General features: G+C 56.8%; 17 protein-coding genes and 1 pseudogene. 15 read left to right on the forward strand and 3 right to left on the reverse strand.

Features of this window, described 5'->3' with window-relative positions:
* Positions 1-308: 308 nt before the first annotated feature.
* Both BJL95_RS06865 and BJL95_RS06870 read right to left on the reverse strand, forming a co-directional pair.
* Positions 309-1,790 (reverse strand): efflux transporter outer membrane subunit, encoded by a 1,482-nt coding sequence (locus BJL95_RS06865; RefSeq protein WP_071156562.1) that lies wholly within the window; start codon positions 1,788-1,790, stop codon positions 309-311.
* Between the two features lie 609 nt (positions 1,791-2,399).
* Positions 2,400-3,284: a PilZ domain-containing protein gene (locus BJL95_RS06870; protein WP_071156564.1), complete on the reverse strand. Its 885-nt coding sequence runs from the start codon at positions 3,282-3,284 to the stop codon at positions 2,400-2,402.
* A 171-nt stretch (positions 3,285-3,455) separates the two neighbouring features.
* Between BJL95_RS06870 and BJL95_RS06875 the strand changes: the two genes are divergently transcribed.
* The 6 genes from BJL95_RS06875 to BJL95_RS06900 all read left to right on the forward strand — a co-directional run bounded on the left by BJL95_RS06875 (position 3,456) and on the right by BJL95_RS06900 (position 9,505).
* Positions 3,456-4,103, forward strand: coding sequence for a uracil-DNA glycosylase (locus tag BJL95_RS06875; RefSeq protein ID WP_071156566.1), 648 nt, complete (start codon positions 3,456-3,458; stop codon positions 4,101-4,103).
* Positions 4,100-5,941 carry an excinuclease ABC subunit UvrC gene (gene uvrC / locus BJL95_RS06880; RefSeq protein ID WP_071156568.1) on the forward strand — a complete coding sequence of 614 codons (1,842 nt, stop codon included), beginning with the start codon at positions 4,100-4,102 and terminating at the stop codon, positions 5,939-5,941. Before BJL95_RS06875 ends, uvrC begins: the two co-directional genes overlap by 4 nt.
* Positions 5,931-6,491 (forward strand): CDP-diacylglycerol--glycerol-3-phosphate 3-phosphatidyltransferase, encoded by a 561-nt coding sequence (gene pgsA / locus BJL95_RS06885; protein WP_082885577.1) that lies wholly within the window; start codon positions 5,931-5,933, stop codon positions 6,489-6,491. The genes uvrC and pgsA overlap by 11 nt, the downstream gene beginning before the upstream one ends.
* A 70-nt stretch (positions 6,492-6,561) precedes the next feature.
* Entirely contained in the window at positions 6,562-7,173 is a 612-nt protein-coding gene (locus tag BJL95_RS06890) for a TetR/AcrR family transcriptional regulator (RefSeq protein WP_071156570.1), read from the forward strand.
* A gap of 49 nt (positions 7,174-7,222) precedes the next feature.
* The gene (tviB, locus tag BJL95_RS06895) at positions 7,223-8,494 is read left to right on the forward strand and encodes a Vi polysaccharide biosynthesis UDP-N-acetylglucosamine C-6 dehydrogenase TviB (RefSeq protein WP_071156571.1); all 1,272 of its coding nucleotides are present in this window, start codon (positions 7,223-7,225) and stop codon (positions 8,492-8,494) included.
* A 3-nt stretch (positions 8,495-8,497) separates the two neighbouring features.
* On the forward strand, positions 8,498-9,505 hold the full coding sequence (locus BJL95_RS06900; protein ID WP_071156573.1) for an NAD-dependent epimerase: 1,008 nt from the start codon (positions 8,498-8,500) through the stop codon (positions 9,503-9,505).
* Between the two features lie 663 nt (positions 9,506-10,168).
* Here the strand turns inward: BJL95_RS06900 and BJL95_RS06910 are convergent.
* On the reverse strand, positions 10,169-10,732 hold the full coding sequence (locus BJL95_RS06910; protein ID WP_083385746.1) for a chorismate lyase: 564 nt from the start codon (positions 10,730-10,732) through the stop codon (positions 10,169-10,171).
* A 276-nt stretch (positions 10,733-11,008) separates the two neighbouring features.
* Between BJL95_RS06910 and BJL95_RS06915 the strand changes: the two genes are divergently transcribed.
* The 9 genes and pseudogenes from BJL95_RS06915 to BJL95_RS06950 all read left to right on the forward strand — a co-directional run bounded on the left by BJL95_RS06915 (position 11,009) and on the right by BJL95_RS06950 (position 20,054).
* The gene (locus BJL95_RS06915; protein ID WP_071156577.1) at positions 11,009-11,542 is read left to right on the forward strand and encodes an RNA polymerase sigma factor; all 534 of its coding nucleotides are present in this window, start codon (positions 11,009-11,011) and stop codon (positions 11,540-11,542) included.
* Positions 11,543-11,605: 63 nt separating this feature from the next.
* Positions 11,606-12,565 carry a FecR family protein gene (locus BJL95_RS06920; protein ID WP_071156579.1) on the forward strand — a complete coding sequence of 320 codons (960 nt, stop codon included), beginning with the start codon at positions 11,606-11,608 and terminating at the stop codon, positions 12,563-12,565.
* 229 nt (positions 12,566-12,794) lie between these two features.
* The gene (locus tag BJL95_RS06925; RefSeq protein WP_071157040.1) at positions 12,795-15,272 is read left to right on the forward strand and encodes a TonB-dependent receptor; all 2,478 of its coding nucleotides are present in this window, start codon (positions 12,795-12,797) and stop codon (positions 15,270-15,272) included.
* Positions 15,273-15,354: 82 nt separating this feature from the next.
* Positions 15,355-16,635, forward strand: a complete 1,281-nt coding sequence (locus tag BJL95_RS06930; protein ID WP_175463659.1) for a PepSY domain-containing protein — start codon at positions 15,355-15,357, stop codon at positions 16,633-16,635.
* Between the two features lie 102 nt (positions 16,636-16,737).
* Positions 16,738-17,034: pseudogene (locus BJL95_RS26010) on the forward strand (TonB-dependent receptor plug domain-containing protein); the annotation flags it as partial.
* A 35-nt stretch (positions 17,035-17,069) separates the two neighbouring features.
* Positions 17,070-17,573, forward strand: coding sequence for a hypothetical protein (locus BJL95_RS25675; RefSeq protein ID WP_071156581.1), 504 nt, complete (start codon positions 17,070-17,072; stop codon positions 17,571-17,573).
* Positions 17,574-17,598: 25 nt separating this feature from the next.
* Positions 17,599-18,387: a TonB-dependent siderophore receptor gene (locus tag BJL95_RS06940; protein WP_071156583.1), complete on the forward strand. Its 789-nt coding sequence runs from the start codon at positions 17,599-17,601 to the stop codon at positions 18,385-18,387.
* 334 nt (positions 18,388-18,721) lie between these two features.
* On the forward strand, positions 18,722-19,453 hold the full coding sequence (locus tag BJL95_RS06945) for a YkgJ family cysteine cluster protein (protein ID WP_071157044.1): 732 nt from the start codon (positions 18,722-18,724) through the stop codon (positions 19,451-19,453).
* Between the two features lie 214 nt (positions 19,454-19,667).
* Positions 19,668-20,054: a group III truncated hemoglobin gene (locus tag BJL95_RS06950; protein WP_071156585.1), complete on the forward strand. Its 387-nt coding sequence runs from the start codon at positions 19,668-19,670 to the stop codon at positions 20,052-20,054.
* Positions 20,055-20,065 lie beyond the last annotated feature (11 nt).

Below are 20,065 nucleotides of genomic sequence, written 5' to 3' on the forward strand. Positions count from 1 at the left end.
TCGGCGCTCACGCGTCGCGTTGGTCAACGCAAGGCGGCGATCCGATTCGATCGGGTTCTCGCCCGTAACCTTGCTATGAAAGTCGCCGGACACGGTCGCCCAATTCGGTGTCGGAGCACTGTCAATCGCGACTAAAGCCGTTCCCACGCCATGGACTTTCATTTGCCGGGGCGACGCGGCGGTTTCATCAGCGTTAGTTGGAAGGCCGCGCGAGCGGTTGTGCTTTTGCTCGATCGGTCTGTTCGTTCGTCGTGGCGGTGACGGCGGTCAGGTTCCGATGTCCCGCGCGAGCGCCGCATTCCGGCGGTTTATTCGACCAGCGGCAAAATTAAATAATCGGTCCATTTACGTTCTCCGGCGGCTTCGTTCTCGCCGGGCAGCAGGGTTTCGTTCCAGCCGCCGCCGACGGCTTTGACCAACTGTACCGAAGCGGACAAGCGCTGGCCGAGCAGTTGTACCGCGGTTTGTTGGTTGGACAACGCGGCCGTTTGGGCGGTCATGACGTTCAAATAGCTGACCGTGCCGGCCTGGTATTGGTTGTTGGTCAGGGCCAGCGCGTGTTTGGCGGCGGCGACCGCCTTGTCCTGGACTTGGGTTTCTTCGTCCAAAATCCTTAACGTGGCCAGATTGTCCTCGACTTCTTGAAAGCCGGTCAGCACGGTTTGCCGATAGCCGGCGACACTGGCGTCGTAGGCATCGATCGCTTGTTTGTATTGCGCATTCTTGGCGCCGCCGTCGAACAAGGTCAGGGCCAACCCGGCCGGACCCAGCGCCCAATAGCGGCGGGCCATTGTGAACAGGTTGTCGGCGGTCGGGGATTGAAAGCCGTTGGTGGTGGCCAGATTCAAGGTTGGATAGTAGGCCGCCTTGGCGACGCCGATCTGGGCGTTGGCGGCGGCGATTTTGCGTTCGGCGGCGGCGATATCCGGGCGTCGCTCCAGTAATTCCGAGGGTAGACTGACCGGAATGCCCGGCGGTTGCAAATTTAGCGGTGCCGGCGCCAGCGCCAGTTCCGCCGGAGTTTTGCCGATTAGTACCGCGATCGCGTGTTCCAGCTTGGCGCGCTGCACGCCCAGATCGATGGATTGGGCACGGGCGGTTTCCAGTTGGGTTTCGGCCTGGACCACGTCGGCTTTGGCGACGACGCCGACCGCGTAACGGTTTTGGGTGATTTCCAGGGTTTTACTGTAGGCGGCGACGGTTTCGTCGAGCAGGGCTTTCTGGGCATCCAGCGTCCGCAATTGAAAGTAATTGTCGGCCAAGCTGGCTTGGCTAGACAAAATCAGCGCGTGCAAGGTGGCCGCGCTGGCCTGGGCGTTGCCGGTATTGGCTTCGATCTGGCGCCGTACCGTGCCCCACAAATCCGGTTCCCAAGCCACGCCGACCGCTTGGCCGAACAGGTTGCGCACGCCGGACACCGCGACGCTTTGGCCGGTAGCGGCCTTGAAGCGGTTGAAAGTGCCGGTCAACGTGGCGACCGGCAGTAGCGAGGATTGCGCCGATTGTACTAAGTGCTGGGCTTGCCGGTATTGGGCTTCGGCCTGCACGATGGATTGGTTGGCGCCGAGCACTTGTTCTTCCAGTCCGTTCAGTATCGGATCGTTGAATATCTCCCACCATTTGCCGGGCAAGGCAGTGTCGCGCGGTTGAGCGGGTTTCCAGCCTTGGGCTTCCTTGAACTCGTTGTAGATGTTGGCTTGCGGGCGGACGTAGTCGGGACCGACCGTGCAGGCGGTTAAAGGCAGCGTTAACAGCAAAACGGAATGCGCGAGTCTGGGGTTACGAAACATGACGGTCGAGATTCGGTAAAAGTCGGAAGAATGGGCGGAATCGGGCGCTGAGCGGTTGATCGGGCGGTTGGGTTCAAGCAAGGTCAGTTTATCGTGTTTTAGTCTGCGGCAAACGGGCGAGTCCGCGCCGACGTCAATGACCCGGTTTTAGGTGTATCGTTCCCGCCGGCGTTGAGCTAGCAAGCCGCATACCGGTTTATCGCGGCAGAGGTTCCGGAGCGGCACTTAGCATGCCGGCATTTGGCGCGACGGCTAATTCTACTTTGTCGGATTAGAAGAAAGACCGTCACATGCCCGCCGGGAAGCGCCACGGATGGCGAGCTTCGAACCCTCCATGGCGGCTAGATCCGCTCCGCGCTCTAACGGGTCCGGCAATCCATGCCGGAATGACAGCCTTCGGTAAGTGGGAGCCTGAAATCTGACAAGGTAGAACTAAGCGCTTGATCAATATGGATGGCCGGTGCGCGCGGCGCGGTTTGCGGGGTGCCGTACTCGGATGCACGGCGCTTGTTGGTGTTTCTTCAGCAAAGTCTGGTGCTGGCCTGTTGGTGTGCAAGCAGTGAGTGACGATGCGATCGCGGCCGTCGGCGGCGCAATGTGCTCACGGATTCAAACCGCCAAGTACCAATAGGCGATCAGCGCGGCGCTACCGACGCCGACGATTTTGCACTTATCCACCGGGCTTTGCTGTCCCCAAAAATACAGGAGGCTGGACTTTTTGCGCGAAACATACAGTAGCATGGCCCTAGATGCGCTTCGGTACCAAGCCGGGATGTTTCGGCCGAGCAAATACAGCGCCAATACCGCGAAGCTAACCAGAATATAAAAGACGATGACCTGGGTTTCGTGGGTGTCGGTGTGAAAAGCGTGTTCTATGACGTGATCCAGACCCATTTCCAGGTATTCGAACAGCAGATGGGCGACGTGCAATACCACTTCGAGCAGATGATGGAACAAGCCGACCAGCAAGCCCCAAACCAGATCGGGCGCCGTCAACGCGGTCAGCAAGCCTGCCGCGCCGATCAGATTGACCGCGATGCGCCGCCGATTGCCGCGTTCTATATGTTGCCGCAGCAAATCGCTATCGGCGTAGCTCAGGTTGACGAAGCGAGCCCCGACCGTGAACGGATAGCGGTCGTCTTCGTAAGGGTTGCTGGGCTTGCAATAGGCCACTTCGCCGCAGACGTTGATCGTCGTCAGGCTGGATAGCAGCAAGATTCGCAGCATTAAACGGTCGCCGGCCAGTAGCGCTTCGTCGGTGGTGAAGGCGATCCCTCCGGTGCTGAGGTTGGCTTGCAAGGTATCGTTTTCGACGCTTTCCGAAACCGGCAAGCTTGTCGCCGGATTTGGGTCGGTATCGAGCAGATCGTCGAAGTCGGGCGGGTTTTGCGGTCGGCCGTCGGGTATTTTTCGGTAAAACAAGTTGACCGATTCGTAGATGCGCAACGCGGTCCTGCGGTTGATCTTGTTCTGGTTGCCGGTGTTTGCGCTCATGGAGTTTCTCGGTGGAGGTTGCCTGCTACAGCATAGCGAAACGCGCCGAATTGACAAATTCTTCCCGCTCCGGCGCTGGTCGAGAGCGGGTGGGAGGCGGGCGTAAAGCCGTCAGCGCAAAACCGGCCGCTCTCCGGTAAAATCGGCAGGTTTTCCATTACCGAAATCTTTATGTCCGATTCCGCATACTTTAATCAGGATTGCCGCCTCTGCCCGCGTTTGGCCGCTTTTCTCGACGACGTCAAATGTCAACATCCCGATTACCACGCGCGGCCGGTGGCGCCGTTCGGCGATCCGCAAGCGCGTTTGCTGGTGGTGGGGCTGGCGCCGGGCATGCACGGCGCCAATGCCAGCGGCAGGCCGTTTACCGGCGATTATGCCGGCTTGCTGCTCTACCGGGCCTTGCACGATTTCGGTTTCAGCAACCAAGCGGAGTCGGTAAACCTGGCGGACGGCTTGGTGTTGAAGAACTGTCGGATCACTAACGCGGTCAAGTGCTTACCGCCGCAAAACAAGCCGACCGGCGACGAAATCAAACAATGCAATCCGTATCTTGCCGAGGAAGTGAAAACGCTGTCGGCGCATTCGGTCATCCTGGCGCTGGGCAATATCGCTCATCAGGCGGTTTTGCGCGCTTACGGCTTGAAGGCCAATACCGTCAAATTCGCGCATCACGTGTGTTTTGAGTTGCCGGACGGGAATACCTTGGTCAGCTCTTACCATTGCAGCCGTTACAACGTGCAAACCAATCGCTTGAGCGTGGCGATGTTCGCCGAGGTCTTTCAAACCGTCAAACGCTTGTTAGCCGAAGCGCCGTGACCGAAAGCGCCGACCGGTCCGGTTTCGACGTCAAGGCCTTCTTAAAGACCTTGACGCAACGGCCGGGCATTTATCGCATGCTCGACGCCAATGCCGAGATTATTTACATCGGCAAGGCCAAAAACCTGAAAAACCGGGTGTCGAGCTATTTTCGCGGCAACGCGGTGTCGCCCAAGCAACAGGCGATGGTTGCCAGGATCTCCGCGATCGAAGTCACCGTGACGCATACCGAGGGCGAGGCCTTGTTGCTGGAAAGCCAGCTGATCAAGCGCCACAAGCCGCGCTACAACATCAGTCTGCGCGACGATAAATCCTATCCCTATGTGTTTATCTCCAGTTTTCACGACTTCCCGCAACTGAGCTTTCATCGGGGTGCCAAGAAGCGGCGCGGCCGCTATTTCGGTCCTTACCCCAGCGCCAGCGCGGTCAAGGAAACTTTGAAGTTGTTGCAAAAGATTTTTCCGGTACGTCAGTGCGAGGACGCGTATTACAACGCCAGGTCACGGCCGTGTTTGCAGTATCAGATCGAACGTTGTACCGCGCCGTGCGTGGGCTTGGTCGGCAAGGAGGCCTATGCCGCCGACGTTGAAAACACGATTTTGTTCTTGGAAGGCAAGGGCGGATTGTTGATCGACAATCTGGTCGCCAAGATGGAGGCGGCATCGGCCGAGTTGGAATTCGAAGCGGCGGCGTTTTATCGCGATCAGATTGGGCGCTTGCGCGCGGTGCTGGAAAAACAATGCGTCGAAGGCGAGAAGGGTGACGTGGACATCGTGGCCTGCGCCGCCAAGGCCGGTGCGGCCTGCGTGCAAGTGTTCTTCATCCGTGCCGGCCAGAATTTGGGCAATCGCCAATTCTTTCCGAAAATTAGCGACGACGACGGGCCCGCGGAGATTTTGCAAGCCTTCATCGCTCAGTTTTATCTGGACAAGACCGTGCCGGCGGAATTGATTGTTAGCCATCAGCCGCCGGAAGCCGAACTGCTGGCCGAGGTACTTGGCGAACAGGCTAAGCGCGCGGTGGCGATTTCGGCGAGCGTGCGCGGCGAGCGTGCCAAATGGCTGCAAATGGCGACGACCAACGCCGAATCGGCGTTGAACGTGAAACTGGCCGATCAACAAGGTCTGTTCGGCCGGTTTTTGAGTTTGCAACAGGAATTGCATTGCCCGGAAACCCCGTCCCGGCTGGAGTGCTTCGACATCAGCCATACCTTGGGCGAGCAGACCGTGGCGTCCTGCGTGGTGTTCGATCGCAACGGACCGGTCAAATCCGATTACCGCCGCTTCAATATCGAAGGCGTGACCGGCGGCGACGATTACGCGGCGATTCATCAAGCGGTGTTCCGGCGCTTTAAGCGCCAAAAGCAGGGCGAACATCCGGCGCCGGACATTTTATTCATCGACGGCGGCAAGGGGCAGGTCGGCGAGGCGGAAAAGGCTTTGGCCGAATTGCAGATAAACAATGTTATGATAGTTGGGGTAGCCAAAGGTCCGGATCGGAAAGCCGGCATGGAAAAAATCATTCTGGCGGGTCGTGATCAGCCGCTGGATGTCACGCCGGGCGCGGCGGCTTTGTTGTTGATACAACAGATTCGCGACGAGGCGCACCGGTTTGCCATCACCGGCCACCGGCAACGCCGGAGCAAGGCCAGAAACCGCTCGAGGCTCGAAGATATTGCCGGTCTGGGGCCTAAGCGCCGTCAGAGTTTATTGAAACAATTCGGCGGTTTGCAGGGCGTGGTCAAGGCCAGCGTCGATGCGTTAACCAGCATAGAAGGCATTAGTCGGCACTTAGCACAGCGGATTTACGATACATTTCATCAACAAGATGACCATTAGATTCACGATACCGACTTATTTGACCTTGTTGCGGATCGCTTTGATTCCGCTGTTGGCGATCGTGTTTTATCTGCCGTGGGACTATTCCAAACTGGCGTGTACGTCAATCTTTCTGGTCGCCGGTCTGACCGATTGGCTGGATGGCTATCTGGCTAGGAAAATGGATATGCAGACCGCGTTCGGTGCCTTTTTGGACCCGGTCGCCGATAAACTGATGGTCGCATTCGTGTTGGTGTTGTTGGTACAGGCGGAGGCCAATCCGTATTTGGCGATACCGGCGGCCGTCATCATTGGCCGCGAGATCGCGATCGCTTCGCTCAGGGAATGGATGGCCGAAATCGGCCAGCGCGCCAAGGTCAAGGTGTCGCAACTCGGAAAATGGAAAACCACCGCGCAAATGGCCGCCATCAGTTTGCTGTTGTATCGCGACGACTTGTTCGGTCTGCCGATCAATAGTATGGGTTATTGGTTGCTATACTTGTCAGCCGTGTTGACATTGTGGTCGATGGTTAATTATCTGGTCGCGGCTTTCTCAACCATTAAAGAATAATGATAAACGCGGTCCCGCGACCGCGTACACCAGAGGGTAAACGGCAGGTAAAGCTGTATATAAATAAAGCATGGAACAAGAACAAGAAGAATTAGAACAAACTCCCCAAAAGCACAACGTTACGCAGGAAGAAGTATTACAAGCGGCGTTGAAATTGTTTGCCAAGAACGGGTATTTCAATACGTCGCTGACCGACTTGAAGGACGCGCTCGGCTTGAAAACCAATACCGGCATCAACCAGCATTTCAAGACCAAGCAAGCTATTGCCCAAGCCTTGCACGAGCAAATCTTCGACAGCTTGAGCATTTCGGTGGACGATATCCGTCGGCGCAACCGCAAGGCCGCCGAACAATTGCGCGAGGTCGTCGATCTGTTGTTTAAACTGACCGACGATGCGCCGGAGATCGTCCAATTCCTGTTGTTCGTCAAGAGCGAGGAGTTTTTGGCCGAGCCCAAGCCGCTGCTGGATACCGCCGCGTTCAACAAGATCAAGCGTATCTTTCAAAACGGTGTGCGCGACGGCGAAATCCGCGCCATCGATCCTTTATTGGCCTACACTTATTTCTTCGGCATCATCAACCAAATGCTGGCCATGGTGCTGAACGGCAGTCTGCCCAAATCGGCCGAGAGTTATCTGGCGCAAGCCTGGATAACCGCGTGGGGCGCTATCGTCAAAAAATAATTTTGGTGCTATCGGCCGCGATTAGGCGGCGGAACAGGAGTCAGTGTATATGCTAAAAAACGTCAAAATCGGCATGATTGGTTTGGGTTATGTGGGATTGCCGCTGGCTGTGGAGTTTGGCCATAAATACCCGACCGTCGGTTTCGATATCAATCGCAACCGGGTCGAGGAACTGAGGTCCGGCCACGATCACACGCTGGAAGTCAGTGAAGAGGAACTGGCGCAAGCCGTTCATTTGAGTTATACCGCCGATTTGTCGGACATCGCCGACTGCAATTTTTACATCGTCACGGTGCCGACGCCGATCAACGAGCATAAGCAGCCCGATTTCACGCCGCTGCAAAAAGCCAGCGAAACATTGGGCAAAGTGATCAAGTCCGGCGACATCGTCATCTACGAGTCCACCGTCTATCCCGGCGCGACCGAGGAAGTTTGCGTGCCGATTCTTGAGCGCGGTTCCGGTTTGACATTCAATAAGGATTTTTTTGTCGGCTACAGTCCCGAGCGGATCAACCCCGGCGACAAGCAGCACCGGGTTACCAATATCCTGAAAGTGACTTCCGGTTCGACGCCGGAAGTCGCCGAAAAAGTCGATCAACTCTATAAAAGCATCATTACCGCCGGCACCCACAAAGCCAGCTGTATCAAGGTGGCCGAGGCGGCGAAAGTCATCGAGAACACCCAGCGCGACGTCAACATCGCGTTGATCAACGAGTTGGCGCTGATTTTCAACCGTTTAGGCATCGACACCGAGGAAGTTCTGATCGCGGCCGGCACCAAATGGAATTTTCTGCCGTTCCGGCCCGGCTTGGTCGGCGGGCATTGCATCGGAGTCGATCCTTATTATCTGACCCATAAGGCGCAGGCGATCGGTTACAACCCGGAAGTGATTCTGTCCGGTCGGCGCATCAACGACGGCATGGGCGTTTACGTGGTGTCGCAACTGGTTAAGCTGATGCTGAAAAAACGTTTCCACGTGCAGCAAGCCAATGTGTTGATACTCGGCTTGACTTTCAAGGAAAACTGCCCGGACATCCGCAACACCCGCGTCGTTGACATCGTCGCCGAACTGGACACCTACGGCGTCAACGTCGATATCTATGATCCATGGGTGAACCCCGACGAAGCCGTCCACGAATACGGCATTCGGCCAATAGCCCAGCCGGAAGCCGGCAAATACGAAGCCATCATCCTGGCGGTGGCCCACGACGAATTCAGAAACATGGCTATCGCCGACATCCGGGCCTTGGGCAAGCCGGACGCGGTGGTTTACGATTTGAAATATCTGTTCCCGGCCGATCAGACCGACGCGAGACTGTAAGCGATGAAAATCATGGTGACCGGCACCGCCGGGTTTATCGGTAACCATTTGGCGTTGCGATTGTTGGAGCGCGGCGACGAAGTCATCGGCGTAGACAATCTCAACGACTATTACGACGTCAATCTGAAAATCAACCGATTGGCGCGTTTGCAGGCATTTCCGGGATTTACCGATGTGCGCTTGGATATTGCCGACCGTGGCGGTATGGGGGCATTGTTCAAACAGCATCGGCCGCAAAAAGTGGTCAATCTGGCCGCGCAAGCCGGCGTTCGCTACTCGATCGAAAATCCCTATGCGTATATCGACAGCAATATCGTCGGCTTCATCAACATCCTGGAAGGCTGCCGTCATCATGGCGTCGAGCATTTGGTCTATGCATCCAGCAGTTCGGTGTACGGCGCCAACGAAGCCATGCCGTTTTCGGTACACGACAACGTGGATCATCCGCTTAGCTTGTACGCGGCTTCCAAGAAGGCCAACGAGCTGATGGCGCATACCTACAGCAATCTGTATAACCTGCCGACCACCGGACTGCGCTTTTTTACCGTCTACGGCCCGTGGGGCCGTCCGGACATGGCCTTGTTTTTGTTTACCAAGGCGATTTTAGCTGGGGAAAAAATCGACGTGTTCAACTACGGCAAGCACCGCCGCGATTTTACCTACATCGACGACATCGTCGAAGGCGTGATTCGGACGTTGGATCATACCGCCGAGCCCAATCCGGACTGGAGCGGCGCCAAACCCGATCCCGGCACGAGCCGCGCGCCGTGGCGGGTCTACAATATCGGCAATCAAAGCCCGGTGGAATTGATGGCCTACATCGAAACCCTGGAGCGTTTTCTCGGTAAAACCGCCGAGAAAAACCTGTTGCCGCTGCAACCCGGCGACGTACCGGATACCTATGCGGATGTCGAAGCCTTGGTCGAGGATGTTGGCTATAAGCCCAGTACCACGATACAAGAGGGCATAGAGCGTTTCGTGACCTGGTATCGCGAGTATTACCGGGTTTAAGTCTGTCATCGGCGATTGCTAAATTTGCCAGGAGCGGCTTCTGCCGCCAATGGCGTCCCGCTCGGTGCGATGGCTTTCGTACTGAGGCGTTCATCGCACATTCAACAACTCCGATTGCCGAAATTAGTGATTCAGCCGGTTAACGCTGAATCATTGGCCCGTTCCCTTCGACTCCGCTCAGGGAGCGGGTGGATGGTCCTTTTGCTCCGCTTAGGGAACAGGTACACGGTACATTTGCTTTGTTCAGGGAGCGGGTGGGCGGTACTTTTGCTTTGCTCAGGGAACGGGTCGGCGGTACTTTTGCTTTGCTCAGGGAACGGGTGGGCGGTACTTTTGCTTTGCTCAGGGAACGGGTGGGCGGTACTTTTGCTTTGCTCAGGGAACGGGTGGGCGGTACTTTTGCTTTGCTCAGGGAGCGGGAGGGCGGTACTTTGCTCCGTTCAGGGAACGGGTGAGTGCTACTCTTGCTCCGCTTAGGGAAGGTGCTGGACGATGGGTTGGTTCCGCTCAGCGAACCTGTTTGAGGCTTTTCGGCTCCGCTCCCGAGGCGTGCAGGGCGTTCCCTGAGCGGAGTCGAAGGGAACGTTTTCCGGCGGAGGAATCCATTTAAACCGCATCGTTCCGGAAAAATCAGCAACATCGTCCGTTTCCTCCCCATCTTGCTTAGCCCTTCCAAAATAAGCCCGGCAAGAAGAATTCCGCCACTACCAGAGGTTGCTGATGGATCGCGTAGACGGTGCGGCGGCCCCAAACCGGCTCGCGCAATTCTACGGCCTCGGCCAAGGCCGGCGACCAGTTCGACGCCGGCGCGCGGCTGAATTGGCGTTGCCGCCGCTCCAGATCCGGATAGGCAAAAATCACTTCTCCCAGAGGCCGGTTACCCAAGTGGGATAAATTCCGATGGGCGATTTCGATCGTCCGTTCCGGCAAAATCGTCCGCGCCAATACCAACGGTCGGCCGGCGGCATGCAGCATCACCTCTCTGACCAATTGATAACGTGCGGTCGGCAGACCGAGCAAACGGCATTCGTCAATGAAGGCCGGCCGCCAGCGGTTGAACAACACCGAAACCCCAAAATCCTGCCCGTAAATCCCGCGCAGACGTTTGGTCAACGAGCCGGTTTCGTCGAGCCAGGATTGCAAATCGATAGGGAGACGGTGTTGATCGGCGGATTTCCGCGCTAGCCACAGCGGTGCTTTGACGAACAAACGACTGTTATTGGCCAACGGTGGCCTCTTGAACTAATGCGATGCGGGCAATCATGCGGATGGAAAGTGCGACGGTGGTCGAAAAGCGTATTTTAACACCGCCGACGCGGCGTTCTCGGTTGAATCCGGAATGATAGGTTCTTCATGTGTCATATGCCTCGGGCTGCGGCATATGACACAGTTTTGAGCCGGCCGACCTTGCCGCTGGCCGAAGATTCGTGGTGTGTACAGGCGGCCCGCGAATTGCTTGCCCTCTAGTCCAATCCCGTTTGCGGTCAATTCCAAGTTCAGATTATGAGCAGCATAGCGGTCGATGTCGGCGATTTGTTTCGCGATCATCGGCAATCCTTGATTCACTCAATCTTCACGATCGTCGGATGCCCGCAGACCGCCGAGGACTTGGCGCAGGAAGCGTATTTGAAATTGCTCCAGACCGCGCAATCCCAGGATATTCATTTTCCCAGGCCGTTTTTGTACCAGATCGGCCGTAATCTGGCCTTGGACCATCTGCGTAAGCAGCAGGTGCGCCAAGCCCGTGTCGAGCGCGACCGCGATGACGATGGCGAGGACGACCTGCTGGCGCGATTGCCGGCCGGCGAGCCAACGCCGGACCGGCAAGTCGAAGACCAGCAACAGGTCGCGTTATTGATGAAAGCGCTGGAGGGCCTGTCGGAACGGCGCCGGCAAATTCTGGTGATGCACAAGTTCCACCACTGGCCCTACGAACGCATTGCCCGGCATTTCGGTATTTCCCGCAGCGCGGTCGAGAAAAACGTCCAGGTTGCGTTAGCGCATTTGCTGGCCGCGCAAATGAACGGTACCGACTGAGCCGTGCATGCATGCCGACCCGCTAAGCTGATACTATCCGTCGTCACTTCCGCCCAATCGTCGATGTCCACCGCAACCGATTCTTCATTTCCACCCGAGCTGTCCGCCGTTGACCGCGAGGCCTTGGCCTGGCTGACCCGCCTGAGCGGCGAACCGGCCGACGCCAGCGCGCGCCGGGAGTTCGCCGATTGGTTGCAACAATCGCCGGAACACCGGCAGGCTTACGAACGCGCCGAAGCGCTGTGGCACTCGTCGGCCTTGACCGTCGCGCTAGGGCAGTACGCGGCTATTCCGTTGCCGGTGCCGGTCCGCCGCTTTACGGCCGGTTGGGCGGCAGCGGCTGGCGTGATGCTGGTTTGCGGCTGGCTGGCGTTCGCCGCCGGCTGGATAGACGTACTGCGCGCGGATTTTGCGACCGCGGCCGGCAAACAGCGCCGGGAAATACTCTCCGACGGTTCCGCGCTGATTTTAAATACCGACAGCGCGGTGACGCTCGACTACACCGACGGCCGGCGCGGCGTGATTTTGTTGAAAGGGGAAGCATATTTCGAAGTGCAACCGGACAAAGCCCGGCCCTTCGTGGTGCGCGCCGCGCACGGCACGGTCAGCGTGGTCGGAACCCGTTTCAACGTGCGCGACGGCGCGGCCACGTCGGTCGACGTCGAAAGCGGCGTGGTCGTTTGCAGCGCCGAACGCGGTGAAAGCCGGACCGTACGGGCCGGTCAGCACAGCGACATTTCGGCGGCCGGCGTATCGGAACCGGCGGCCGGCGATGCGGAGCAACGCTTTGCCTGGCTGAAGGGGCGCTTGATTTTCAAGGATAAATCGCTCGCCGATGTCATCGCCGAACTGGACCGCTACCATCCCGGTGCCATCGTCGTTGCCGACGCCGACCTTGGGCAAATCCGGATCACCGGCAACTACAAATTACAGGACACCGCCGCGCTGGTCCGCACGCTGGCCGACATCGCCGGCGCCAAAGTCTACGGCTTGGACGGGTATCTGACGGTGTTAAAACGCTAAGGCATAGGCCGTCCCGCCAAAAATCGTATTTGCCCGGAGCATGCGTCTTCGCATGGTCATTCGCCTCGGTCCTCGGCATTTGGGCCTCTCCCGACCGAGCCGAACTGTGCCTTCGGCAAAAGCGGCAAAAATATTTTATCTGGCAAGTGTGTGATCCGCTTTCCGGTACGTCTCGGTAACCATGCGCCGAATTGGCGCTGTCTACGTTACCAACGATACCGGAGAGATCATGATCGAAAAGTCCAATGAAATCCGCCATTCTCAAGGTTCGCGCGGCTTGAGCGCGGCCATCGCGCTGACCCTCGGCGGCCTGTTGACGCTATCGCCGTTCCAATCCGGCCATACCGAACCGGCCAGCCAAACCGACGCCGTCCGCCATTTCCAGATCCCCGCGCAAGCGCTGGAAGACGCGCTGAACGCATTCATCGAGGCCAGCGACTGGCAAGTGGGTTTTCCGGCAGGTTTGGCGAAAAACGCGCGCTCCAATGTAGTCAATGGCGACTACTTGCCGCAACAGGCGTTGGAGATATTGTTGAGAGGGACTGGACTGAGCTATCGCTTAACCGGCCGAAATAGCGTGACCTTACAAACAGCGCCAAGCTCACGCTCCACGGATTTAACGACCATGTCCGCCGTGATGGTGTCCGGCAAAAGACAATACGACGCCACCGACCCATTCAACAAGGATTACTCGGTACCCAACACCTCATTCGCGACCAAAACCGACACGCCGATCATGGAAACCCCGCTCAACGTCCAAGTGATTCCGAAAGCGGTGTTGGATGACAATCAAGCGATAAAAATCGATCAGGCCGTCAAATACGTTAGCGGCGTGACCACCGGTCAGGCGGCGGGCGGTTTGACGGATCAAGTGACCATACGCGGCTTCTATAACTACAACTTGTTTCGCAACGGCTTTCGTATCGACGCATCCGGCCCGGAAGGCACGCGAAACATGGCGAACGTGCAAAGTCTGGAAGTACTGAAAGGCCCCGCCGCGATGTTGTACGGCCGCGTCGAGCCCGGCGGCATGCTCAATATCGTCACAAAAAAACCGCTGGATACCGCGTATTACGCGTTCCAGCAGCAATTCGGTTCGTTTGATTTGTTCCGCTCCAGCCTCGACGCCACCGGGCCGGTGACCGACAATAAAGATTTGCTGTACCGAATGAACCTCGCCTTCGAAAAAAGCGGTTCGTTTCGGGAAAACGTCGATTACGACAAACTGTTCGTTGCACCGGTACTGCAATGGAACATCAGTCCCGCCACCACCGCGCTGTTAGAGCTGGAGTACCGTAAGGAAAACAATGTGTACGATCTGCATGCCCGACCGTTAATTATCGACGGCACCAGGGCGGACGGCTCCTGGATCAATCCGCGTTTGGCGGACATTCCGCGCGAACGGAATTTGATGGAGGACAACCGCAACCATGTCGAAGACAAGCTGATCGGCTTGAATCTTACTCATAAATTTAACGACGATTGGGTATTGACCGAGCAGTTGAATATCCAGTTGTTGGATCGAGACCGCGTGGTGATGTTACCCGGCACGCTGCAAGCCGACCAGCGCACGCTGAACAGACGCTTACTCACCAGCGACTTTTTCACAAACGACAGCTATTTCACGACCACCAATTTGACCGGCCATTTCGATACCGGATTTCTAAAACACACCTTGTTGATTGGCGGCGATTATTATTTGCAAGACATCAATTCCGTCGGTTACAGCAGTACGGCCGCGAGCACCATCGACATTTACAACCCCGTCCATACCGGCAATCCGCCCATCGACCCAACGACGCGCGCCAGCCAGTCGTTTCATACCCAAACCGACTTTTACGGGATTTATCTGCAAGATCAAATCAAACTGCCTTATAACGTCCACGTCATGGGCGGATTCCGCTATCAGAATGTGGAGCAGTATGACGTGCTCGCCGGAACCGTCGGCCAGAAAGCCGATGCGGTGACGCCGCAGGTGGGGGTTCTTTGGCAACCTATTAACTGGCTGAGCCTCTATGGAAACTACGTCGAAAACTTTGGCGTCACCAATGGCAATTTAACCAGCGACAAATCGTTTTTGCCGCCGGAAACCGCGGAACAGTGGGAGGTCGGCTTTAAAACCGCATTTTTCGAAGATCGGTTGACGAGTACGGTCGCCTATTATCAATTGACCAAGCGGAACATCGCGACCACCGATTTGCTCAATCCGAGCTTCGCGGTTGCGACTGGCGAAGCGCAAAGCCGAGGCGTTGAGGTGGATGTTAAAGGCGAAATTTTGCCGGGATGGAACGCTATCGCCACTTATGCATACACCGAAACCGAAGTTCTTAAAGAAAACAACCCGAATAACATCAGAGTTGGCGGCGGTTTTCGCGGCATTCCCAAACACACTTCCACGCTGTGGACGACATACGATTTCCAGCAGGAGTCTCTGCGCGGATTCAAGGTTGGGGCGGGTTTGGAGTTGGTCAGCGACAAGAAAGCCACTTTCGACAATCACGACTTTAGTTTTGCCGGTTACGGCGTCATCGATCTATTGGCGGCCTACACGCGGACGGTGGCGAAAACCAATGTCACGTTACAGCTCAACGTGACCAATTTGCTGGATAAGGAGTATGTCCACGACGGATTTGCGATGCCTTTTCAAACCCGTGCAACCTGGGGCACGCCTCGATCTTTCATGGGTTCGGTTAAGGTCGAGTTCTAATCGGGAACCGGTATAGGAGGGTGCGCGAAGCGCATGTCCGCCGTGTCGTATTTTTCAGTCATTGACGTTTATGAAAATCGCCATGAAACCAGCATCCGAGAATTACTCGCGAATGGCTGAGCTTGCTTCGTCGGCAGTTTCCGCCCGCCGTTTAAACGCGCTCAAAGCCCGTCGGAAACGCTGGCTGGCGTTTCATCTTTATCTCGGCTTGAGCGCGGGATTGTTGCTGGCCGTTGTCGGTCTGACCGGCGGCATCCTGGTGTTCTACCAGGAACTGCAGGAGATTTTGAACCCGGAGTTGTCGGTCGTATCCTTACCGGCCGAGGGGCGGCGCGATTTACGCCCATTGGATGACATAGTCGCGGCGGCCGAAAACGCTAAACCGGCGGGCAGCCACTTTTTTAAAGTGTACTACCCACGCAAAGCCGATATTGCCTATAAATTTTTATATTTTGTCCGGGAACAAACCCCGTCAGGCAAGGGCGACGGCTATTACATTTTCGTCGATCCTTACACCGCGCGAGTTCAAGGCTTACAACTCTGGCATCCGAAAGATCGATACTGGGGTCGGCCCTTGGTCAGTTTCATCATGCAACTGCATTGGTGTTTGCTGATGGGCAAAAGCGGCGGCACTATCGTCGCGATTCTCGGCGCATTTTCGATTATTTCGGTATTGACCGGCTTGATCGTCTGGTGGCCGCTTACCGGCAAATTCAAACAAGCACTGACATTTAAAGCCAATGCGGGCTCGGTCAGGTTAAACTTCGATCTACATAAAACCGCCGGCTTCTATTTCAGCATCGTGTTATTGCCGGTGCTGTTTTCCGGTATTTACATGACGCTGCCTGAGCGAGTAGACGTAGTAGTCAAGCCGTTCTCGACGATGACCCGGCCCAATGCCTACAGCGGTATTCCGGAAACCATCGATAGCGCCCCTTCGGCGGCGGGACAAGCGGCGATAAGCTCGTCGCGGGTGGAAGCGATCGTGCAGAAAAATTACCCCGGCGGCAGACTCTGGATGCTGAATGCACCGAAGGACAGAACCGACGTGTTCCGGGTCATGAAGCGCGACATCGAAGAATTAAGCCGCTTCGTCGGCTATCGGGAGATTGCCGTCGATCAATACAGCGGCGAAATTCTGAAAGTCTATGATTCCGGCACCGGCTCCAACGCCGACGTTTTCTACGATTGGCAATGGCCGTTGCATTCGGGGCATGCCTTCGGCTGGCCGGGCAGGATTTTGGTTTTGTTGAGCGGCTTGGCTTGCCCGGTGCTATTCGTCACCGGCGTGCTACGCTGGCGCCAAAAACGGCGGGCCAAGCGAACTTCGCGCGCGATGGGTTCGGTAACGTCGGGCCGATGAATGCGGTTTTGATTGGTCCGAGCATCGAAACGATTTAGCGTGTGGCCAGTCTTCCGTCGCTTGCGTAACTCGTCGACCGCCACCAAAACCGACACGCCGGTCATGGAAACGCCGTTTTCGATACAAGTCGTCCCTAAGCAGGTGTTGGAAGACCGGCAGTCGGTTAGGTTGGATAAGGCATTGGAGAACGTCAGCGGCGTGATTCCAGCCGGCGGTGCCAGCTCGGCTTACGGCCAGCAAAACGGTCGGGTGATTCGCAGCTTCGTGACCCAGGATTATTATCGGGACAGCATGCGGGTGCCCAGCATCCGTATCGCCGACGGGTTCCGGGAATTGGCGAATATCCAGAAAGTGGAAGTGTTGAATGGCCCGGCGTCGATTCTGTACGGGCGGATGGAGTCGGGCGGCGCGTCAACCTGGTCACCAAAAAACCGTTGGATGAAGCGTATACCGCCGTCGCGCGGCAGTTTGGTTCCTACGACTTTTATCGCACCATCGTGGACAGCACTGGACCGATCACCGACGACAAGTCGCTGTTATACCGGGTCAATCTGGCCTACGAGAACAGCGGTTCGTATCGCGATTTTGTCGAACACGAGCGGGTGTTTCTGGCGCCGAATCTGCGTTGGAATATTTCCGATCGAACCAGCTTGGATCTACATCTGGAATACCAGCGCAGCAACAATGCCACCGACTACGGATTTCTGGCGCCGAATAACAGCAATCGACCGTTTGCGTTGCGAAATTCCTTGAACTTGTCCGGACCCAATAACAATCTGGATTCGGAACGCATCAGTTTTGGGTTCGACCGGTCGCACGCTTTTAACGACCATTGGAAAATCAATCACCGTTTCGACATCTCGTATTTGCCGCTCAGCGATTTGAATCCGCACGTGCCGATCGGCAGCCGCCAAGGACGTACACTTTGCCGATCCTAATCGGCCGTTACAGTCGTATACGCCGGTGTCCAACGCCGAAACCGCCGTCAAACCCTGCTTCGGCATTGTCTGGCAACCGTTCAACGAGTTGAGCGTCTACGGCAATTACGTCGAGAACTTCGGTTTGAGCCAAGGCCACAATGCCAATCAGCAACCCTTGCCGGCCTTGACCGCGCAACAATACGAAGCCGGCATCAAAACCGAATGGTTCGACGGCAAACTGACCGGTTCGTTGGCCTGGTTCGAGATTACCAAGCAAAATCTGCCGATACCGGATACCAGTCCGCTGGGCTTGTTGAACGGCGCGATGGTGGCAATCGGCGAAGTCCGCAGTCGCGGCGTGGAAATGGATGTGGCCGGTGAGATATTGCCGGGTTGGCGGGTGATCGGCAATTACGCTTACGTCGATGCCCGAGTCATCAACGACAGCGACAGCTCAGGCGGTACCAGCAACGTAGGCCACCGCTTACCCAACGTGCCGCGCAACGCCGCCTCGCTTTGGAATACCTACGAATTGCAGGACACGGCTCTGCGCGGCTTGAAATTCGGCGCTGGCGTGGTGATGCGGGATCAGCGCGAAGGCGATCTTAACAACGGTATTCAATTGCCGGGTTACGCGACCGTGGATTTGATGGCCAGCTACGGCTTCAAAGTGGGAAAAACCAAACTCACCACCCAAATCAATGCTTACAACATTCTGGACAAGGGCTATTACGAAAGTACCAACGGCGCGTTATCGCTGGTGCCTATTGGTTACGGCATCATGCCAGGCGCGCCGACGACGGTGATGGGCATGGTCAAGGTGGAGTTTTAAACCACCACCCCGCCGGTCTGATACGTTTGTGTTTGGTGCAAGGAGCAAGCTATATAGTGTCGAAGTCGCTCTTTTATTCAGATTTAAGCAACGCCGTCATGCCCGCCGGGATGCGGGCATCCAGTGCCATGGATGGCAAGCTTCGATCCGTCCGTGGGGTCTGGATTTTTCGGCAATCCCTGCCGAAATGACGAGCACTACCGAGAATCTGACAAGCTAGAATTAACCACTACCGGTTTCTCCTCTAGGCGCAAAGCAGTTCTTTCCCATAGAATACGCGTGGTAATTTAACCGAGGGGGCAACGGCCCTCCGTAACGCGTGCCGGGAGGCGGGATGAACGAAGACGATTGCTTGGGTTTTTTCGCCGCGCAGAGCGAGGCGTTTGCCGATACATTGGCGGCGCGGCGCGGCCGCCCGGATTTGATCGACGGCCTATTGTCCCAGGCCTTCAGTAGCTTTGAAGGTAATGTCGCCGAAGAAACCGAAAGCCATCCGCCCATCGCTTGCGACAAGGGCTGCGCCACTTGTTGCACGTTACGGGTTACCGCGACCGCGCCGGAGGTGTTGTTGATCGCTCGCTACATTCGCTGGACCGCGAGCCAGAACAGCGAATTAGGTTTGGCCGATCTGCTCGCCAAGGCCGATCGTCAAACCGCCGGATTGGACGAAGCGGCGCGGGTTAAGTTGCGGCGGGCTTGCCCGTTCATTCGGCGCGGTGCTTGCGCGATTTATCAAGTGCGGCCATTGGCCTGTCGCGGACACGCTTCCTACGACCGGCAAGCTTGCGTCGATGCATTCGCCGGTCGCGCCGATCGGGTGCCGATTTCCGAGCCGCACCGTACTTTCCGCGGTTTGATTCAGAACGCGATGCAATCGGCGTTGCGCGATGCCGGTTACGCCTGGGAGTTATACGAGTTGAACCGCGCGGTGATGATGGCGCTGGGCGATGCGGATAGCCAAGCGGCGTGGCTGGTGGGTGAAGACGTATTTTTTCCGGCCGCGACTGGCGACGTGGGGCGAGAGGAAATGGCGCGCACTTTCGATACGCTGAAGTTGCTGGCCTGAGTCTGGCCTGTTGGGCGCTAGTTACGATCGCTCGGCGCCGGCCGATGCCGGCGGCAGCGGGTTTAAAGCGGCGTGGGAGTTGGCGACTATACCTTTTGTATTTCAGATTGAGGCGCATCCGCTCCGTCAACCTCGGGGTGCGGGAAAAGACTCTGAAACTTGAAGTGCGATGACGACAGTACGGTGTTACTTACGAATACAACGAGATTCCCTAATGAATGCCCTTGATGAATCCTTAACTGAAGCGCACATCGCCGATTTGGTGCGGCGCTTTTACGGAAAGGCCGCCGCCGACCCGGAACTGCAGGCGATATTCGACGCCGCCATCGACGACTGGGACACGCACCATCGCATCGTCGAAAACTTTTGGTCGCATGCCTTGTTGCAGACCGATCGTTACCACGGTACGCCTTACCCGGTGCATGCCCGTTTACGCTTGAAGCTGGAACACTTCGATCGCTGGCTGGCGCTGTTCAGGGAAACCGCTGTCGAAGCGTTGCCGGCTGAAGCGGCCGGCCGGGCCATCGCCAAAGCGGAACAGATGGCGGAAGGTTTTAAACACGGCATGTTTTTCGATTACAACCCAGTCAAGTCGTGCTAGCCTGGGTTCTT

This window comes from Methylomonas sp. LWB, assembly GCF_001856095.1.
Lineage (GTDB): Bacteria > Pseudomonadota > Gammaproteobacteria > Methylococcales > Methylomonadaceae > Methylomonas > Methylomonas koyamae_A.